This window comes from Enterococcus sp. 3G1_DIV0629 (genome assembly GCF_002141285.1).
Lineage (GTDB): Bacteria > Bacillota > Bacilli > Lactobacillales > Enterococcaceae > Enterococcus_B > Enterococcus_B lactis.
Map to the genome: position 1 here is coordinate 232,449 of NZ_NGLI01000003.1, position 20,405 is coordinate 252,853.

Consider the following 20,405-nt stretch of genomic DNA (forward strand, 5'->3'; position numbering starts at 1 on the left):
GTTTTTTCTGCTATTGTTATTTTTTTATTCGAAGAATTTTACTGACACGCCAAAGTATGGAGCAAAAAACGCAAAACACAAAGAGCGGCTTTCCGTTTTTCTTGAGTGTTCAGAACGGAGCCCTTTTTTCACAATCCTTACTCATGATGTCCCGGCTTGAGCTGATAGATTTTTGAAGGGCGACCGATTCCTACAGGGCGTTCGCCAATCTCGTCGAAATATTGGAGCATAGCTTTCTTAAAATTGGAATGATCGATCGTTTTATAATCGATCCCTAAGAACTTTGCAAATACTTTTCGGGCTTCTGTAATCGTGAAATCTTTACCTAAAACTTGCAAAACTTGCGGTTCGTGTTCCATTTTATTGACTACGCGGTTGAATGCTTTCAAAATGATTTGACTATGGTCAAAAGCTAAAGTATCTTTGCCAGAAGACTCTCCAGTGACTAAGTCAAGTGAGATAGCCACTTCTCCGCTCGATAAATTGATCTTGTTGCCGTGACGTTCCAATGTGAACCAGCGTACTTCCTTAGCATCATCTCCGGCGATCAGCGGTTCTTCTCCAATGAAAGCTAAGTAGCTGACTGTGACGACCCAGCCTCGCGGATCTCGATTAGGCGTACTGAATGTATGCAGTTGTTCAATGTTTTCTTTAGAGATAACTACACCAGTTTCTTCCTTTGTTTCTCTTAAGACACTTTCTCCAGTTGACTCATCCTTTTGGACAAAACCACCAGGTAATGCCCATGAATTTCGATAAGGATGCCCTTTTCGTTGGATCAGCAATACTTTCAGCTGATCTTCTTCTTTGTTATAGCACATCAGTACGATATCGACAGTCAAAGAGGGCTTGTCATATTCTGGACGTTCCTGTTTTTGATACCAGTTAAGAAAATCTTCTTCACTTGCTTCATGTTCATAATATAATTTTTCTTCTTCTTTAGAAGCAAATCGGTTCATCAGACCACCTCCGTTGACATTAAAAGTACTTTTTACCTTATTGTAGCAGACTCTGAAAAAAAACCAAGGATTTACTTGAAAAATCCTTGGTTCTCCCTTAAATATGAAAAATAAATGGAAGTACTAGATTGAATAAAAAGAAAAGCAGATAAAACGGCAATACTTTATACCGCTCTTCACGAACGGCAAAGAAGCCGCAAATAACGATATATGCGTCAATGACAAAACGTAAAAGCCATGCGACTGTCATGAAACTGTTCAAATGCCCATGAAGGTTAAAATAACCATACATACGAATATAAAAATAGCTGAATATCAAATGTGCTAATGAAAGAAAAGCAATACTAAGTGTAAAAAAAAGATGTTTCTTCTGCATGATCGTTCCAGTCCCTTACTAAAATAGATAGTCTTTATTATACCACGAGTCAGGAAAGAAATAAAAAGCCGTTTCCGACTAAACATGAAACAAGATGAAAAATAGCATTTCTTCCCTCTGTCCTTCCTTTTGAAGGAGGGATTCATCATAGAGAACAAGTCGTTTATCCAGACTTTTTTCATTTTGAAAAAAAGCTAACAGCATGCTTTTTTTATGGTATACTAGCAAGGAAACGAATTCGCATCATGCGATAAAGGAGGAAGAGCCCCGTGGCAGAAAAGGAAACTTTTTATATCACTACGCCAATCTATTATCCAAGCGGCAAACTTCATATCGGCAACTCATATACTACGATTGCATGTGACGCAATTGCTCGTTATAAACGGTTGATGGGCTTTGATGTGTTTTATCTCACTGGAGTGGATGAACATGGTCAAAAAATCGAAACAAAAGCAGAAGAATTAGGTGTAAAACCGCAAGAATACGTAGATAAAATGGCGGCTGATGTCAAAAAATTATGGAAAACGCTTGATATCAGTTATGACAAATTCATTCGTACGACAGATGATTACCATAAAGCAGCTGTTCAAAAAATATTTGATCGTTTATTAGAACAGGGAGACATTTACTTAGGTGAATATGAAGGCTGGTACTCTGTTTCTGACGAAGAATTCTTTACAGAAACACAACTTGCAGAAGTGTACAAAGATGATGAAGGTAATGTGATCGGCGGTAAAGCGCCAAGCGGACACGAAGTAGAATTGGTAAAAGAAGAATCTTACTTCTTCCGTATGAGCAAATACGCAGATCGCCTGTTGGAATACTATGAAGAACATCCCGAATTCATCCAACCAGAATCTCGTAAAAATGAAATGATCAACAACTTTATCAAACCAGGATTAGAAGATCTTGCAGTTTCACGAACAACCTTTACTTGGGGGGTACCAGTCAAGAGTGATCCGAAACATGTGGTGTATGTATGGATCGATGCATTGTCCAATTACATCACTGCACTAGGCTACGGGTCCGAGGATGAAAGTCTATTCGAAAAATACTGGCCTGCAGATGTTCAGATGGTCGGTAAAGAAATCGTTCGCTTCCATACGATCTATTGGCCAATCATGTTGATGGCTCTGGATTTGCCTCTACCTAAAAAAGTATTTGGTCATGGCTGGTTATTGATGAAAGATGGAAAAATGTCTAAATCAAAAGGAAATGTCGTTTATCCTGAAATGCTTGTGGAACGTTATGGTTTAGATGCACTCCGTTATTATTTGCTTCGTGCTGTGCCATTTGGGTCAGATGGCGTCTTTACGCCAGAAGATTTTGTTTCTCGTGTCAATTATGATCTGGCAAATGATTTAGGGAACTTATTGAATCGTACGATTGCTATGATCAACAAATATTGTGATGGTCTCGTTCCTGATTATGCCTCACTTGTCACTCCATTTGACAGTGAACTGTCTACGACGGCTGCTAACGTTGTCGGACGTTACCATGATGCAATGGAAAAAATGGAATTCAATACAGCGTTAGCTGAAATCTGGGTGCTGATTTCTCGTGCAAATAAATACATTGACGAAACAGAACCATGGGTATTAGCAAAAGACGAAGAAAAGAAAGCTGAATTGAATAGTGTCATGATCCATTTAGCTGAATCCTTGCGTATCGCCGCGATTTTACTTCAACCAATCATGACAGAAACGCCAGAGAAGATCTTCAATCAACTAGGATTGGACCCTGAAACGATGAATCTTGAAGGATTGCACTTTGGCGAATTCCCTTCAGGAACAAAAGTAGTTGCAAAAGGTACACCAATCTTCCCACGTTTAGATATGGAAGAAGAAGTTGCTTTTATCCAAGAAAAAATGTCTGAAGGTACTCAAACAAACGAAGATACAGTCAAATGGGATCCAGAAGAAACAGAACTTGTTTCAACGAAAGAAAAACAAATCAAATTTGATGTATTTGAAAAAGTTGAACTAAAAGTAGCAGAAGTCATCAACTGCCAAAAAGTAGAAGGGGCAGATAAGTTGTTGCAATTCCGACTAGATGCTGGAGACAGCCAAGATCGTCAAATTTTGTCAGGAATCGCTGAATTCTATCCTGATCCAAGCGAATTGATTGGGAAAAAAGTCGTTATTGTAGCAAATCTGAAACCACGAAAGATGCGTGGACAAATCAGTCAAGGAATGATCCTTTCCGCAGAAGCACCAGATGGCTCTTTACAAGTGATTGAAGCACCAAAATCCATGCCAAATGGATCAGAGATCGCATAAAATAATAAGAAAACCTCGCAAGACAATGCTGCTTGCGAGGTTTTTTTGATTCCTGTCAATTGCCCCAATGGTGATTATGGAAGCCAATCATATAATAAAGACACATATAACTATACAAAATGAATCCAAGAAAAAGAAGGACGAGCTTTATCCACCGATGAAATCTGCAGCTCCCTAAAAACAAAAGAAAAAGTGGCTGCGAATAGTTGAATAAAATATTTGTGATCCTTTCATCTGTCTGCCAATTAAGAAAAAGGCTAATAGGAATCGTAAAGACAGAAAGAAGCAACATAATGATAAGTGGACGGGCGGTTTTTAATTGATTCATCAGGGTACTCCTTTTTATTTTATTGTCTCTTACATCCAAGGATTTTGAAAGCAATAATTTGTTTACATCTACTAATAGTATTTAAAATAAAGAAAACAATCATCGATTTTGGCCTCGATGATTGTTTTCTTTATTTTGTAAAAATCCTATTATTTGATTTTATGGTAACCTTTTATTTTTGTCTTCAAACGGCTTGGTAAGAGAGCAGTAAGCAGTGCAAATGGAATCGAAAAGACGTACCAGAAAATCGTTCTTCCAATACCATAACGCTGATACAGTTTCGTCAACATCACATGAAGCAAAATCAATCCTAAAAGCAAGGCACCAGCTGAAAACCAATGATTATTCCAATGCATGACTTCACGAAGTGCCATCACTCCGAAGGGATAAAAATAAAAATAGATCCCTACTAAGGTCATCCGCCAGTTCTTTGTAAATGTTCCAATGTTCAATAAAAAGAAAATCGCTGAAAGCAAAATACCGATAGGTGGGAATAGCCCCACTAGAAAGGAATACAACATCCCCCACAAAATCATCACGGGACCTTTGATCAATGCGACGATTGCGATGAACACAGTCAGCAATATCAATTTTTGTAATAACGTCGCAATGGTCAATAATCCAAATAAAATCAACGTGAACCAATGCCAACGGGACTGCTGCTGTTCTTTACGAGAAAAATCGATTCGGTTTGATAAATAATCTGCTAATTTCGGATAAGAACGCTTAAAATCCATAAACTGTTCCTCCTTCGTGGAAAAGGTAGGTTTAGTATATGCAAAATAAAGAGGAAATACATCCGTCTTAAGAGGGAGTTTTTCATTGAGAGTGGAGAAAAAAGAATGGTAAATTAAAATATTCTCAGTTATACTGAAAATTATACCAAATTTCAAAGAAGAAAGAGGATGGGAATGAAAGGCAAACTAAAACGAGAAATCAATCTGTTTGGCGCATTAGCTACCGTTATGGGAACCGTGATTGGCGCAGGGGTCTTCTTTAAAACCGCTGCTGTTACTGCAAGCACGCAGTCTACAAGTTTGACATTACTAGCTTGGCTTTTGGGTGGTTTCTTAACGATCTGTGCTGGATTGACAGTGGCTGAATTAGCTACAGCAATCCCAGAAACTGGTGGAGCTGTCAAATATATTGAAGCAGCTTATGGAAAGCTACCCAGCTTTTTATTAGGATGGGCACAAAGCTTGATTTATTTCCCTGCTAATATTGCTGCATTATCGATTATCTTTGCGACACAATTGACGAACTTATTACAATTATCTACCGACTACCTTTTGTTGATTGCAGTGATTACCGCTGTTTCTGTGACAGGATTGAATTTATTAGGAACAAAAGTCGGTGCGTCTGTACAATCAGTGACGCTGATTGTTAAATTGATACCAATTGCCGTGATTGTCGTATGGGGATTATTGACACCAGGACAAGGAACTGTCCAGCTATTTCCAATCGAAGCTGGAAAAGATGTTACTTTTGTCGAAGGCTTGAGCAGTGCGTTGCTAGCAACATTGTTTGCTTATGACGGCTGGTTAGGCGTCGGCGCAATGGCTGGTGAAATGAAACGTCCGGAAAAAGATTTGCCTAAAGCGATTATACTTGGGCTGAGTTTTGTCACTGTCGTTTATTTATTGATCAATTTTGTTTTTTTGAAAACTCTGCCGATTGATCATCTTGCCGGTAATTTGAACGCAGCTTCTGAAGCATCAGACGTTATTTTTGGAGAAATCGGCGGAAAACTGGTCACTATTGGGATTTTGATTTCGGTATACGGGGCATTGAATGGGTATACCTTAACTGGGATTCGTGTGCCTTATGCGATGGCTTTGGAAGACGAGCTACCTTTCAGCAAACAGCTGACAAAGCTTTCAAAGAAATTTACGGTACCTTATGTTCCTGCGATTTTCCAGTTAGTAGTAGCTTGTGTTATGATGAGCCTTGGTTCTTTCGACTTTTTAACCGACATGTTGATTTTTGTGATGTGGCTATTCAGTTTACTGATTTTTATCGGTGTCTTTATTTTAAGAAAAAAAGCGCCGGAATTGCCACGCCCATATAAAGTACCACTTTATCCAATCGTTCCGATTATTGCGATTCTCGGTGCTATTTTCATTTTAGGTATGACGATGATGACGCAAACGAAATTAGCATTGATCGGTATAGGTGTTACCTTGATTGGTATCCCAGTCTATTATCAAAAAAAGAAAAAACGCTCAGAAGAGTAAAATATTTCAACAACAGACAGAAAAAGTACGAACTAAGTCCTCTGGATCTTCGTGCTTTTTCTATTTCAACAAAACAAGTTCTTCTATTTTGATTTTTGCTACTTCTGCAAGCAGTGCTAATGTGCTAAAGTAAGAATGAAAAGGAGAGATAAACATGATATTTGATTCTCATACCCATTTAAATGCGGAACAGTTCAATGAAGATATTCCAGAAACGATTCAGCGAGCACAAGAAATGGGGGTAACGAAAATGGCGGTCGTGGGCTTCGATACGCCAACGATTGAAAAGTCTTTGCAATTAAGCCATGACTATCCAAATATATACAGTATTATCGGCTGGCATCCGACAGAGGCTGGCAGTTATACGAAAGAAATCGAAAATAAATTACAAGAACAATTGACTTTGCCAAAGGTTGTAGCATTAGGGGAAATTGGCTTGGATTATCATTGGATGGAAGACCCGAAAGAAGTCCAAGATAAAGTATTTCGCAGACAGATTGCTATCGCAAAAGAAATGAACCTTCCAATCAGTATTCATACTAGAGAAGCACTTGAAGACACGTATCAAATCCTAAAAGAAGAAGATGTTCGAGATATTGGTGGAATCATGCATAGTTTCAGCGGTGATTATGAATGGGCAAAACGATTTCTTGACTTAGGGATGCATATTTCATTTAGCGGTGTCGTCACTTTCAAAAAAGCATTAGACGTCCAAGAGGCTGCAACAAATGTACCAATCGAACGATTACTTGTGGAAACAGATGCCCCTTATTTGGCACCAGTTCCTTTTAGAGGAAAGCGAAATGAACCAGGCTATACTCGTTATACAGTAGAAAAGATTGCTGAACTTCGGAATCTGCCAATAGAAGAAGTGGCTGCCCAAACATGGACAAATGCGCACCGATTATTTGGTCTAAGCGAACATGGATAAGATGAGGATCCAAGAGATTATAGTCGTTGAAGGAAAAGACGATACAAGAAGGCTACGGGAAGTAGTTGATGCAGATACGATAGAAACGATCGGTTCTGCTATCAATGAAGATATCCTGATGCAAATTGAACATGCCCAAGAGACACGAGGGGTGATCGTTTTTACCGACCCTGATTTTTCAGGAGAAAAAATAAGGAAAATCATTATGGAAGCTGTTCCTCAGGCAAAGCATGCTTTTTTGCCGCGCACACAAGCTAAACCAAAGAAAAAGGGAAGTCTTGGTGTTGAGCATGCAAGTGATGCTGCTATTTTAGAAGCATTGAAAAAGGTTGTGACGCCAGACATTTCCCAAACGGCTGTTTCTGAAATCACTAGACAAGACCTTTTAGACTATGGTTTAATAGCTGGAGCACAAGCAAAAGAAAAACGAGAAAAACTAGGTGATGAGTTGCGTATCGGTTATACGAACGGCAAACAATTGGAAAAACGTTTGAAGATGTTTCGTATTACGCCGAAAGAGCTCGCACAAGCAATGAAAATAGTGGAGGAACAACATGAGTGAATATCGTGAAATCGCGACACCCTCTAGAACAAAAGAGATTTTATTGAAACATGGTTTTTCATTTAAAAAAAGTTTAGGACAAAATTTTCTCACTGAACCAAATATTTTAAGAAAAATCGTAGAAACTGCGCAAATAGATGAACGAACGAACGTGATCGAAGTTGGGCCAGGAATCGGCGCATTGACAGAACAATTAGCGATGCATGCAAAGCAAGTCGTAGCATTTGAGATTGATGATCGTTTGATCCCTGTATTGGCTGATACGATGCAACCCTATGACAATGTGACCATCATACATCAAGATATTCTGAAGACGGATTTATCAACAGCCGTAAGAGAAACATTTCATGAAGAGCTTCCGTTAAAAGTCGTAGCAAATTTACCTTATTATATTACGACGCCCATCATGATGCATTTTCTTGAATCGGATTTGGTCGTAGATGAATTAGTCGTCATGATGCAAAAAGAAGTAGCTGATCGAATCTCTGCTGAACCAGGAACGAAAGCATACGGTTCATTATCGATTGCTGTTCAATATTATATGGAAGCCAGTTTAGCCTTCATCGTACCAAAAACAGTATTTGTCCCTCAGCCAAATGTAGATTCAGCGATTTTGAAACTGACAAGAAGAGATACACCGGCAGTAGAAGTGACGGACGAAAAAGCATTTTTCCGATTGACAAAAGCTGCATTTCAGCAAAGAAGAAAAACGCTTTGGAATAATTTGCAGCATTCGTATGGCAAAGATGATCAGACAAAAGCATGGTTAGCAAAAAGCTTGGAAACGGCTGGGATCGATCCAAAACGTCGTGGAGAGACGTTGTCATTACAAGAATTTGCCGCGTTAAGCAATGCGATGTCAGAAAATAAGCAGTAAAAAAAGAGGTTGTGACAGAAGTGATCAGCTTCAAGAAATAAGAAGAAATTTACGAAAATTGCTTCTCCTATTTTTGATTTGGTTGGGCTTATTTCCGTAGATGCAAGCTTTTGATTCCCATTATGAACAAGGAGATGTGACACAAATTTTGTCACATCTCCTATTTTTGTCTCTTGATCAAAAAATTCTTATACTTGATACTCACACTCATTTTGTATGGATTTAGAAAAGAATATGTGTCTTGACAGTTATTAGTAAGTGAGTTATACTAAGTCGACATTTATGTGTCAAGACATATTAGGAGAGAGAAAAAATGAGAAAAAATTCAGTTCGAAAACTAACGATTTCTGCTTTATTGATTGGGATGGGGGTCATTATCCCAATGGTTATGCCTAAAATCATGATCCCACCTGCTTCTTTTACATTAGCGTCTCATGTGCCATTATTTATTGCGATGTTTTTTACACCAGGAGTTGCAGTGGCTGTTGCACTAGGTACGACATTCGGTTTCTTTTTGACAACGCCAGTTATCATTGCATTGCGCGCATTGTCACATCTTGTATTTGCATTGATCGGGGCATGGTACTTGCAGAAGCATCCGAGTATCGTTTTAAAGAATGGACAGTTTACTTTTACTAATTGGCGTTTTCAAGGGTTCAATTTTGTGATAGGTGTGATTCATTCTTTAGTAGAAATGCTAGTAGTCAGCATCTTTTACTTCATCGGTAATATGCCTGACACGTATTACTCTCAAGGGTATTTTTATACAGTGTTCATCTTGATGGGAATTGGTGGACTCATCCACAGTTTGGTTGATTATAATATTGCTTATTTTATAGCAGGAACACTCAGCAAATATTTTGATATCCCGGTATTTACGGCAGCAAAAAAAGGAAATCGGAAAGAATCGATTCAAGGGTACGCGAAGAAAACGACATACTAATGATCTATCAAAGAAAAACTCTCATCTACTAACGTATAATAAATCCGCTAAGATGAGAGTTTTTTGTCCTAAAAAGAACTACACCACTATTTTCTGGCGTAGCTCTAAAGGGGGCAGATTAGGGAAGTTTGATGACTTGTTCGGTTTCTTTATCAAAGAAGTGCCCTTTATTGATGTTGAAAGCAAGGTCAACCATTTCACCTGGTTTATGGAAATCTCTTGCATCTACTTTTGAGATGAACTCAGTAGAACCAGTTTTTGTGTAAAGCATCGTTTCAGCACCAAGTAATTCGGAAACGACAACTTCTGATTTCACTACGGCTTCAGGTGAAGCTTCAAGGGCTACTTGTTCACTGTGGATGTCTTCTGGACGAATGCCGAAGATGACTTCTTTTCCTTCATAACCTTTTTCGACTAATACTTTGTTTTTCCCTTCAGGAATACGAAGCTTAAGCCCATGTCCATCTGTGATGACACCGTTTTTCAATGTCACATTAAAGAAGTTCATGGCAGGAGATCCAATAAAGCCGGCAACGAACATGTTGACTGGTGTATCATAAACTTCTTTCGGTGTACCGATTTGCTGGATAAATCCGTCTTTCATGATAACGATTCGGTCAGCCATAGTCATCGCTTCTGTCTGATCATGAGTAACATAGATCGTCGTTGTTTCAAGACGTTGGTGAAGTTTGGCAATCTCAGCACGCATGGCTACACGTAATTTAGCATCTAAGTTTGACAATGGTTCATCCATCAAGAAGACTTTGGCATCCCGAACGATTGCGCGTCCTAATGCTACACGTTGTCGTTGTCCACCAGATAAAGCAGCTGGTTTTCGTTTCAAGTATTCTGTCAGTCCGAGGATCTCTGCTGCATTGTCCACACGCTTTTTAATGTCTGCTTTATCATATTTACGTAATTTCAAACCAAAAGCCATATTATCATAAACAGTCATGTGAGGATACAATGCATAGTTTTGGAAAACCATGGCAATATCACGGTCTTTAGGTGCCACGTCATTCATGACTTTTCCGCCGATATTCAGTTCTCCTTCAGAGATATCTTCCAATCCCGCGATCATTCGCAAAGTAGTTGACTTTCCACAACCGGAAGGACCAACAAAAACGATGAATTCACGGTCTTTGATTGATAGATTAAAATCAGTTACAGAATAATTTTCTGCATTGTCATATTTTTTATATACGTTTTTCAGAGCCATTTCTACCATAATACGTTCCACACTTTCTTTTTTAGTTTTATTAACTGATTAAAGTATAAATGAAAGCGTTAACTAAGTTCAATGTCATGTTGAACAAGAATTTTTTCTTTTTTTTGTCAATGTGCTAGTTTTAAGCTTCAATAAATATCCATAAGAAATAAAAACTGATACACTGAAGTAAATAAGTATGTTAACCATATCAAAAGGAGTGTCTTTTATGAAAATCGCTTTGATCGCTCATGACCGAAAAAAACCTATGATGGTGAAATTAGCAACAGCGTATAAAACAATATTGGAAAAACATGAACTTTTTGCTACCGGGACGACTGGACAACGGATCACGGAAGCAACCGGCTTGCCCATTCATCGGTTTAAATCCGGACCGTTAGGCGGAGATCAGCAAATTGGAGCAATGATCTCGGAGGACCAGTTAGATTTGGTGATTTTTCTTCGAGACCCGCTGGCTGCACAGCCGCATGAACCAGATGTAACAGCACTTATCCGTTTATCTGATGTTTATGAGATTCCGTTGGCTACAAATATCGGAACAGCTGAGGTGCTGCTAAGAGGGCTGGAAGCCGACTTCCTAGATTTTCGAAGAATCGTCCATGAAATAGACAAACGTCCACTTTCATTTTGATGGACAAGTGTATGGAAAAATAACGTTTAATGTTCGCCTATATGAAGCTATAAAAGCTAAACGAACTGAGAATATGCGATATAATACGAACGTATTGGATAATATAAACAATAATATTAGTTTTTCGTGTTTGCAGTAAATGTGAAAATATGCTATAGTTTCTGTGGGAAAAGATCCCAAAATAATACAGAGTAGAAAATAAAGCGTTAAGTGCTAAGAGGATGGGATGTTGCCTCTTGGACGAAGGACGTAATGTTCGCGGTTTTATTTTCGCATTCGCTGCATGATACGATGTAGCAGCTCTTAAAGGAGATGCTAAAAATGAAGAAACACCGGTTAGACGCACGTATGATTGCTATTATGGGCTTACTGATTGCATTGATGGTCACGTTGTCCCGTCTGGTAGCAATCGAGACCCCATTTATTAAAATCAGTGTCACATTTATTCCACAAGTGATCATGGGCATTCTTTTTGGTCCTTTTTGGTCAGGGATAGGTGCAGTTTTAGCTGATTTAGTAGGAATGGCTCTCTTCTCGAAATCTGCATTTTTTATTGGATTTACATTGAATGCATTTATTGAAGGAGCAATCTACGGATTCTTTTTCTATCGAAAAGAAATCACTTGGAAAAATGCCATTTTGGCTACGCTTAGTGTCACGCTGATCATAAACTTATTTTTGACACCATTATGGCTTGCGTTGATGTACCATGTGCCATTGTTCAGCTGGGTCGTTTGGGCGCCCCGCCTGTTAAAAACAGTGATATGGTTACCGATTCAATCAATTGCCATTTATTACGTAGGACGTAGTATTCCTTACAAAAAAATTTTAAGAAGTTTAGCGATCCACGCTAAATAAAAAACAAGCAGTCTTCCCATCCCAGAAGACTGCTTGTTTTTATTGTGCTGTGAATTGTGCTTGATAGAGCCGTCGGTAATAACCATCTTTTTGAAGCAACTCATCATGGGTGCCCATTTCGACAATGGCTCCCTGATCCATCACTAATATCTGGTCCGCATTTTTGATTGTGGAGAGGCGATGGGCAATAACAAAACTGGTTTTTCCTTCCATCATTGCTAAGAAAGCTTGTTGGATTTTTTTCTCTGTCAATGTATCGACTGAGCTGGTAGCTTCATCTAAGATCAACATAGGCGGATTACTGATCATCGTTCGAGCAATCGTCAAAAGTTGGCGTTGTCCATCGGATATCTTTAACCCTTGACCGCCAATCTTAGTATCTAATTTTTCCGGCAAACGTTCTACAAATTCATACATATAAGAGGCTTTTAGGGCATCATTGATTTCTGTGTCACTTGCTTCCGGATTCCCAAAGCGGAGATTTTCTCGCAATGTACTGTCAAATAGCCAAGTATCTTGTAACACCATTCCAAAACTTTTACGTAATGTATCACGTTGAATAGAGCGGATGTCATGGTCATCGATTGTAATCGTTCCTTTTGTTGTGTCATAAAAACGCATCAGCAAATTAACAAGTGTGGATTTTCCGGCCCCTGTTTTTCCTACTATAGCAATGGTTTGACCTGGATAAGCAGTAAAATTGAAATCTTCGATCAAGCGCTGTTTGGGGTCATAAGAAAAAGAAACATGATCAAAAGAGACTTTTCCTTTGATATTTTTGGGTTCCAAGGCATAGGCATCTGGCAAATCAGGCGTTTCTTCTGGTTGATCGATCAAATCAAATGCTCGTTCTAGACCAGAAAAAGCGGTTTGCAGTTGTGTCGTGATTCCAGAAAGTTCGATAAATGGTTTAGAAAATTGACTTGAGTAGATCGTAAAGCTGGAAATCACACCAACAGTGATTGACGAACCACTCTTCAATGCCAATAGGCCGCCAACTAAACCAATCGATAAATAAGCAAGGTGATCTACAAAACGAGAAGACGGGTTTGTCAAGGAAGAAGAAAATTGTGCCCGTTGTCCTTTTTGATATAGATCAGCATTTAGCAGTTCAAATTGCTGTTGACTAGCTTCTTCTTGCTGAAAAGCTTTCACGATTTTCTGATTACCGATTCGTTCGGTCACAAAGCCCGAGATCTCCCCAATGATTCTTTGCTGTCTATCGAAATTTGTTTGCGAAGCACGAGCAACGATCCAACTCACAAGGAAAATAATCGGTGTGGAACAAAGAACGACCAGTGTCAGAAGTGGACTTAGACGCATCATAAAAATAAACGAAAGAAGGATGATCGCAACTCCGGAAAACAATTGATTGAAGGCTGCAGAAATCGCAATAGAAATGTTATCCATATCATTTGTAAATCGACTGACGATATTTCCATGAGAATTTTGATCATAATAACGAAGTGGCAATCGATTCAGTTGAGCAAAAGCATCTTTTCTTAATGTTGCAACGGACAAGTAAGCTAACCGATTGCTTAATACTTGGATGAGCCATTGACTGACTACGTTGATCAAAACGATCCCACCGAACAGAATCAGTAAATGGAATAGTCGATTGAAGCGAACTTGTCCTTCTCCGATCATTTGATCGATACTTTGGCCAATTTGTAACGTCATCACAACTGTTGCGATCCCGTTGATGATCCCTAGTAATACAGCTAGCCAAATGTCTTTCGCATAAGCAGTAAGATAAGGGATGAAGCGACGGAGTGTCTGCAAGGATAATTTTTTTACTTTCATAACTATTCTTCCTCCTGTGATGCGACGATTTCCTGATATTCCGCTGATTGAGCAAGTAATTCTTCATGCGTACCTTGAGCAGCGATTTTTCCTTGATCCATCACTAAGATATGGTGTGCTTCTTGAATGGAGCGGACACGTTGGGAGATAATGATCACTGTACTGCCAAGATAAGTCTGCAGCGCCTTACGCAAATCTAAGTCAGTTTGATAATCCAACGCACTCAAAGAGTCATCTAAAATCAGTAATTCTGGCTTGGCGATCAAAGCTCTGGCAATCGTTAGTCGTTGTTTTTGACCGCCAGAGAAATTTTTTCCGTTTTCCATGACTTTTGTATCTAAACCATTTGGAAGCTGACGGACAAATTCTTCTGCCTGAGCGATTTTCAGGGCTTCCCAACATTCATCTTCTGTGGCATCTTGCTTACCCCATTGAAGGTTTTCACGAATAGTACCAGTAAACAACACGGAAGTTTGGGGAACAAGGGCGATTTGCTGACGAAGATGATCTAGCTGCCAAGAGCGAACGTCCATTCCATCCATTATGACTGTACCGGAACTGACATCATAGAAGCGCGGAATCAATTGAGTCAAAGTCGTTTTCCCGCTTCCCGTTGGACCAATGATTCCAAGGACCGTATTTCGCTTCAGCTGAAATGTAATCCCTTGAAGAGAAAGCCCAGAATCAGGAGTATAACGGAAGTCAACATGATCAAAAGCGAGAATCGCTTCAGAAGAAAAATCGGGAGTAGTACTGACCTCGGCTTCAAGAATCGAATTCTCTGTGTCTAGAACCTCTTTTACTCGATTACCTGAAGCTTCGGCACGTGTGAAGATCACGACGAGGTTTGAAACAACGATCAGTGCCAAAAGCATTTGATTCATATAATTGATCAAAGCAAGAACTTGTCCTTGTTGCAAACTCCCAATGTTTACTTTGATCCCGCCGACTGTTAGCAAACAGATGATGCCGACATTCATGATCAAGGTCGTAGCAGGCGATAAAAGGGCAGAGATATTGGAAACACGTAAATAATTGTTCGCTAGATCATTTGTGCTTTTATCAAACTTTTCTGTTTCTTTTTTTGTCTGTGCAAATGCACGTATGACACGAACGCCGCTAAGATTCTGGCTGACGTGTTCATTGAGCTGATCTAGTTTTTCTTGCACTTTTTGATAGAGAGGAACAGTTTTTCTGATGATAAAAAATAAGATGATGGAGAAAATAGGCAATAATGCTAAGAAAAACAGACCTACTTCCCAGTCGATCACAAAAGCCATGACTACTGAACCGATGCTTAAAAATGGTGCTCTAATCAATAAACGAATGACCATTGCTAAAGCTAGTTGAAGCTGATTGATGTCATTTGTCATTCGAGTGATCAAGGTATCTGTTCCAAAATGATTCAACTCGTTGTGAGAGAAAGTATTGATTTTTTTGATCAGCTGATTTCGCAACTCTGTACCAAATCCTTGTGAAGCTACTGAAGCGTAGTATTGACAAATGATGGCACAAATCAGACCAATCACAGACATAGCGACCATCCATAAGCCCATTTCAATGATTTTTCCTCGGTCATTCATTTTTAGTCCATTATCGATCAAGGAAGCCATCATTAAAGGTAGGACAAGTTCGAAGACAGCCTCAAGAAACTTGAAGAACGGCCCCAAAATGATTTGCTTACGATAATCTTTTGCATAACGTAATAACTGAATCATATGATTCCTCCTATTATTTATTTGTCTACAGTTGAAAAAACAAGCACTACCACATTGTAGCTTAGGAAATTTAGAATGAAAAGAGAACAAGCCTTTTCATAAATGAAAGTTTTATTATGAAGAGATTTTAGAGATTGAATAGAGTATTTTTTAGAAAAAAAGAAAGAGAACAGGAAAATCATCCCGATCTCTTCAGTCCTCTAAACGTCTATTTTGTCCGATTTTTTATAAATGAATCGTGTGTAAAAGGTGGATCAGGTACAGAATCATCAATGGAGCGCTATTTATTTTTTGAAAATAAAAAAGTAGTGATTCCATGATTTAAGTAAAAAACAGCGAGTATAAAGCAAATGATCTTAGTAATGAATAGAATCTCATAAAATGGAGAGGGCGAAGCTTCATTTTCCATAAAAACCTTCGTTATTTTTGGCGAAAAAATTAAAAGTAACGATGTTATTAAATCTAATAACAGTTTTGTTTTCATAGTTTATTCTTCTTTTTATAAAGTTGTTGAAATCGTTTTCTTCTTATACTATAAAGTTATTGTCACAAATTGTTTGAGGGAAACCTAATTAATGTTGAAGGAAGGGCTATGAAAATAAAAAAATTGTTGATTGGTTTATTATGTATGGCAGCTTTAGTGGGGATAAATAATATCGGACAGCATGTGTTTACTGTAGAAGGTGATACGTCAGTTATCGACATATTAAATGAAAATAAAGAGATAAACATAAGTCCCGTACTCACTTTTGATGAAATGGTGCGAGAAGTAGCAAAAGAAAACGGCATCCCTATTATCCAAGCACAACAAGAGCTTGGATTCTCAGCTAAAAGTGCAAGACAAGCACGTACAGCAAGGGTAACATATAGAGCATTATCGCAATCTTTGACAGATAATGTTAGTTATAGACCTACGATGCGCTTTTATTGCGAGACCAGTGAAAGTGGAAATTTTAGGGCTATCAAAAGAATCGTACGAGTTGAAATGATCCGTGGATATAATGGTTTGTCGAAACAATTTGGAGGAACTGTTTATGTTCATTTAGAAGATGCTAACCGTATTTTTTACATTGTAAATGGCGACTTCTTCAATAATGGTTCGACAACTTGGAATGCAGGTGTGAATATCGGAGTAGGAAGAAACGCTTCTATTAAGTTTGGTGTAACGAATACAACCTCTCATTATCAATATTGCTATGTAGAAAGCCATTTGCGATTTTGATATCAAAACAGCACACGAAAAAGAAAACAAGGCAGGAACAGTGATGTTTCTACCTTGTTTTCTTAATCAATGGGAAAAAACTAAGAGTGGTGTACGTAATCAATAAAAAGGATGGTGACAACAGTACCTCTTTACTCTCTGAAAGCATCATAACTCGTTTTTCCTCGTTACGCCAATAAATTGTTGTTATACCAGATATAAGGATTTGTAATAACAAAAAGCAGACAGAAAAATTGAGAGCTGTACCTCCTATTTTGTGTGGAAGGATTTATAGAACGCAAAAATCAAGATAAAGATAAATAAAAATCCTGTTTCGGCTATATATTGCGTATCTACATCGATAAAATGGGTTTGTTCTGTCATAGCCATATAAAGCAAAGGTAAAAACACAACCACAGCGAGATAAGATCCGATGATTTCGCGAAAAGTTTTCCAAGAAGTATACTTCCTCTTTTTAAATTTATCCGATTTCATTGAATAGTCCTAACCTCCTTGTTCTTTCTTTATTGTTTGGAAATCCCAGTATAAAAACCGGAAGGAACTGTTCGTTTTTAGAATAAAAATTATAAGGGATAAGTGAGCTGCTGTCTATAACAAGACATATTTTTCAACCCTTTATTAAAGATTTTATTGACAAAATGAATCCGTTTTCTATGATGGAGTAGGGGTGGATAAGTTGTTAAAACACGAAATTTTATGCTACTTAGAGAACCAGACAGCCTTTTTCGATCTCAACCATATGAACGAGGTCTTTACAGCAAAAAGATTGGCTGAACATTTTGGGGTAAAAAGAAACACAGTCAGTCATTATTTGAACCAGTTGAATGAGGAGAAACTACTAGTCAAAATCAATTCTCGTCCAGTGGTTTATTTCCACAAAGAAGCTTTTGAAAAACAATTTTTTAAGTTACGTACGAATTTTTATTTTTCTATCAATGATCTTAAAGAAGAACAGCCTTTTTTCGCACAACCAAAAGATTTATTCTCTTTTATGATCGGACACGACGCCAGTTTGAAAGAAAGTATCGAACAAATCAAAACAGCTCTTTACTATCCAGATGGCGGACTGCCACTTTTGATCACAGGTGAAAGCGGCACAGGTAAAAGTTATTTAGTCCATTTAGTCTATCAGTATTGTCTGCTTCATGATTTACTAGAGGACTCTGCACCATTCATCACTTTCAATTGTGCACAATATGCAGATAATCCTGAACTGTTGACTAGCAATTTGTTTGGACATGTCAAAGGAGCTTACACTGGAGCAGAAGAAAATAAAAAAGGGGCTTTCGAAGCAGCAGATGGTGGAATCTTGTTTTTAGACGAGGTACATCGCTTAACACCAGAAGGGCAGGAAAAACTATTCACCTATCTTGATCAAGGTGTGATTTATCGTATGGGAGAACCTAATTTGTCACGGCGGATCAAAACACGTCTTTTTTTTGCCACGACAGAAGAGACCACTAGTCATTTCTTAACCACTTTCATTCGAAGAATACCTATCCGAATCGAACTGCCTGCACTCAATCAGCGTAGTCGAAATGAACGGCTAGAACTGGTTTACTCTTTTTTTATCGAGGAACAAAGAAAAATGGGGAGCCCTTTGTCAGTCAGTGGTCCAGTTTTGTCACTTCTAGCAGGTCAAACATTATCTGGAAACATAGGAGAGCTGAAAAATATTGTCAAAGTTTCAGCGGCAAAAGCGTATGCTGAACAACGTGAACAGTCGGAGATCCATGTCACCATCCATCATTTGCAAAAAGAACTACTCGCTGAGCCCATTACCAAAAATACAGCACAGCAAGGAATCTATATCACGCAAGACCAGACCTTAGAACAATTGATGGAAAAGCAACAACCAGAACAGCAACGAATCGTTAAAAGTTTTGAGCAAATCCTACTTGATTTCAAAAGAAATGAGTGTCTTCTATATTCTTGCGAAGGAAAGCTAAAACAAGAAGTGATCCAATTATTTGATTTTTTGCTGTTTGAGACCAGTAGACAAGAAAAACACGAGCTGTTGGTTTATTGGACTCAATCTATCCGTGAGACCTTTCGACAAATGGAGTCTGCCTATCAAATCAAGTTCGATGGAAACAGTGTCTATGCCTTGAGTTACTATCTTTATCAGCGAAGCACCGTCAAATGGTTACCGGAAGAACATGCGATTATCCAACTAATCAAAGAATTAGAAAAACAGGTTTCTCAATCTTATCCATCTAGCTATCATTATATCCAGCGAATCTTGGAACTGAGTAAGATTAAATTAGATATTGAAGTCACTAGTATGGATCGGATTTTACTGACGATCTATCTAAAAAAAGCAAAATGGTCAAAAGAAAAACGACTGCCAAAAGCAATGATTGCTGCGCATGGTTATGCAACTGCCAGCAGTATGGCAAATGTGGTCAATCGTTTATTACAAGAAGATCTATTTGAATCATTTGATATGCCGCTAGATGTCACACCACAGCAGATTGCTTCAGAAATCGTGGATTATTGCGAAAACAGCGATGTTTCAAATGGGTTGATCATATTAGTAGATATGGGATCTCTGAAAGAAATCCATCAGTTTTTTAAAAAACAATTATCTGTACCACTTTTGATTTTGAATAATGTGACGACACCTTTAGCCATCACAGTAGGGGAATGCTTGCAAAAAAATGCAGCTTTAGAAGAAATAGCAGAAGAGGCCGTTCGTCAAATCCAACCAGAATGGCGGCTCCTCTATCCACAAGAAAATAAACCCAAAGCACTCATTACTACCTGCTTCACTGGAATCGGCACGGCGGCTCACCTAAGTGAACTGCTAGAGAAAAGCTTGCCTACGACTTGTCAGTTGAAAATCATCCCATATGAATATCAGCGATTAAAAGATAAGAAAAACAGTGAACCATTGTTTTCCATATACGAAATCGTAGGGATCATAGGTACCGCAGATCCTGCTATCACCGATATCGACTATCTTTCATTAGAAGACCTCATCTCAGGAGAGAAGATGTCTGTACTAGCAGAATGGTTGGATTCTGCTATGAATGTTTCAGATAAGGAAACATTCAACCAGAACATCATTCGCAATTTTTCATTGGAGAAAGTACTGGACTCTGTGACTATTCTAGATACAGAAAAGGTGATGGAGGAAATCGATCATTTTATGCGAGAATTAGAGGTGCAGTTGAATCGAAGAATCAGTAATCCCAAAAAACTAGCGTTATATGTCCATGTGAGCTGTCTAATCGAACGTTTGATCCGACAAATGCCAATTGAAACCTATCAAGGATTAGAGAAATGGGAACAGTGTCAAAAAGAAGAGGTATCTGCTATTAAATCTGCGTTTAGTGTCATTGAAGAGCATTATAGTGTCATGATCCCTCATTCTGAGATTGCCTATATCTGTGATATTTTGAGTGAAAGTACAGAGTTACTCTTGATAGAAGAAGAATTTTGAACATAAGCAAG

General features: G+C 38.4%; 17 protein-coding genes and 1 riboswitch. Of the genes, 10 read left to right on the forward strand and 7 right to left on the reverse strand.

Annotated features, from left to right (window positions below; translation table 11 throughout):
* Positions 1-137: 137 nt before the first annotated feature.
* Together A5816_RS13365 and A5816_RS13370 are read right to left on the reverse strand one after the other, a co-directional pair.
* Positions 138-959: an NUDIX hydrolase gene (locus A5816_RS13365; RefSeq protein ID WP_002293580.1), complete on the reverse strand. Its 822-nt coding sequence runs from the start codon at positions 957-959 to the stop codon at positions 138-140.
* A 97-nt stretch (positions 960-1,056) separates the two neighbouring features.
* Complete coding sequence (locus A5816_RS13370; protein ID WP_002293582.1) at positions 1,057-1,335, reverse strand: hypothetical protein; 279 nt, start codon at positions 1,333-1,335, stop codon at positions 1,057-1,059.
* Between the two features lie 269 nt (positions 1,336-1,604).
* Here A5816_RS13370 and metG point away from each other — a divergent pair, with 269 nt between their 5' ends.
* The gene (gene metG / locus A5816_RS13380; protein WP_002293583.1) at positions 1,605-3,614 is read left to right on the forward strand and encodes a methionine--tRNA ligase; all 2,010 of its coding nucleotides are present in this window, start codon (positions 1,605-1,607) and stop codon (positions 3,612-3,614) included.
* 477 nt (positions 3,615-4,091) lie between these two features.
* Here the strand turns inward: metG and A5816_RS13390 are convergent, their stop codons facing one another.
* Positions 4,092-4,679, reverse strand: a complete 588-nt coding sequence (locus A5816_RS13390; RefSeq protein WP_086311516.1) for a hypothetical protein — start codon at positions 4,677-4,679, stop codon at positions 4,092-4,094.
* A gap of 174 nt (positions 4,680-4,853) precedes the next feature.
* Between A5816_RS13390 and A5816_RS13395 the strand changes: the two genes are divergently transcribed.
* From A5816_RS13395 to A5816_RS13415, 5 genes are all read left to right on the forward strand, one after another.
* A complete protein-coding gene (locus A5816_RS13395; RefSeq protein ID WP_086311517.1) occupies positions 4,854-6,176 on the forward strand; it encodes an APC family permease in 1,323 nt (440 codons plus the stop codon).
* Between the two features lie 154 nt (positions 6,177-6,330).
* The gene (locus A5816_RS13400; protein ID WP_086311518.1) at positions 6,331-7,107 is read left to right on the forward strand and encodes a TatD family hydrolase; all 777 of its coding nucleotides are present in this window, start codon (positions 6,331-6,333) and stop codon (positions 7,105-7,107) included.
* Positions 7,100-7,669: a ribonuclease M5 gene (gene rnmV, locus A5816_RS13405; RefSeq protein WP_002315760.1), complete on the forward strand. Its 570-nt coding sequence runs from the start codon at positions 7,100-7,102 to the stop codon at positions 7,667-7,669. The genes A5816_RS13400 and rnmV overlap by 8 nt, the downstream gene beginning before the upstream one ends.
* Positions 7,662-8,546, forward strand: a complete 885-nt coding sequence (gene rsmA, locus A5816_RS13410) for a 16S rRNA (adenine(1518)-N(6)/adenine(1519)-N(6))-dimethyltransferase RsmA (protein ID WP_002293596.1) — start codon at positions 7,662-7,664, stop codon at positions 8,544-8,546. The genes rnmV and rsmA overlap by 8 nt, the downstream gene beginning before the upstream one ends.
* A gap of 313 nt (positions 8,547-8,859) precedes the next feature.
* Positions 8,860-9,489, forward strand: coding sequence for a hypothetical protein (locus A5816_RS13415; protein ID WP_002291071.1), 630 nt, complete (start codon positions 8,860-8,862; stop codon positions 9,487-9,489).
* 118 nt (positions 9,490-9,607) lie between these two features.
* Here the strand turns inward: A5816_RS13415 and A5816_RS13420 are convergent, their stop codons facing one another.
* Positions 9,608-10,717, reverse strand: a complete 1,110-nt coding sequence (locus A5816_RS13420) for an ABC transporter ATP-binding protein (protein ID WP_002291070.1) — start codon at positions 10,715-10,717, stop codon at positions 9,608-9,610.
* 208 nt (positions 10,718-10,925) lie between these two features.
* Here A5816_RS13420 and mgsA point away from each other — a divergent pair, with 208 nt between their 5' ends.
* The gene (gene mgsA, locus A5816_RS13425) at positions 10,926-11,348 is read left to right on the forward strand and encodes a methylglyoxal synthase (protein WP_086311519.1); all 423 of its coding nucleotides are present in this window, start codon (positions 10,926-10,928) and stop codon (positions 11,346-11,348) included.
* Between the two features lie 185 nt (positions 11,349-11,533).
* Positions 11,534-11,632, forward strand: a riboswitch (THF riboswitch).
* Between the two features lie 37 nt (positions 11,633-11,669).
* Positions 11,670-12,206 carry a folate family ECF transporter S component gene (locus A5816_RS13430; RefSeq protein WP_002289509.1) on the forward strand — a complete coding sequence of 179 codons (537 nt, stop codon included), beginning with the start codon at positions 11,670-11,672 and terminating at the stop codon, positions 12,204-12,206.
* 39 nt (positions 12,207-12,245) lie between these two features.
* Here A5816_RS13430 and A5816_RS13435 read toward each other — a convergent pair whose 3' ends face one another.
* Positions 12,246-14,009: an ABC transporter ATP-binding protein gene (locus A5816_RS13435; RefSeq protein ID WP_086311520.1), complete on the reverse strand. Its 1,764-nt coding sequence runs from the start codon at positions 14,007-14,009 to the stop codon at positions 12,246-12,248.
* 2 nt (positions 14,010-14,011) lie between these two features.
* Complete coding sequence (locus A5816_RS13440; protein ID WP_086311521.1) at positions 14,012-15,727, reverse strand: ABC transporter ATP-binding protein; 1,716 nt, start codon at positions 15,725-15,727, stop codon at positions 14,012-14,014.
* Between the two features lie 598 nt (positions 15,728-16,325).
* On the opposite strand from A5816_RS13440, the gene A5816_RS13455 reads away from it, so the two are divergent.
* Positions 16,326-16,949 carry a hypothetical protein gene (locus A5816_RS13455; RefSeq protein ID WP_179189726.1) on the forward strand — a complete coding sequence of 208 codons (624 nt, stop codon included), beginning with the start codon at positions 16,326-16,328 and terminating at the stop codon, positions 16,947-16,949.
* Positions 16,950-17,198: 249 nt separating this feature from the next.
* On the opposite strand, the gene A5816_RS13460 is transcribed toward A5816_RS13455, so the two are convergent.
* Positions 17,199-17,423 carry a hypothetical protein gene (locus tag A5816_RS13460; RefSeq protein WP_086311525.1) on the reverse strand — a complete coding sequence of 75 codons (225 nt, stop codon included), beginning with the start codon at positions 17,421-17,423 and terminating at the stop codon, positions 17,199-17,201.
* A 193-nt stretch (positions 17,424-17,616) separates the two neighbouring features.
* Here A5816_RS13460 and A5816_RS13465 point away from each other — a divergent pair, with 193 nt between their 5' ends.
* The gene (locus A5816_RS13465) at positions 17,617-20,394 is read left to right on the forward strand and encodes a sigma 54-interacting transcriptional regulator (protein ID WP_179189725.1); all 2,778 of its coding nucleotides are present in this window, start codon (positions 17,617-17,619) and stop codon (positions 20,392-20,394) included.
* The last annotated feature ends 11 nt before the right edge of the window (positions 20,395-20,405 follow it).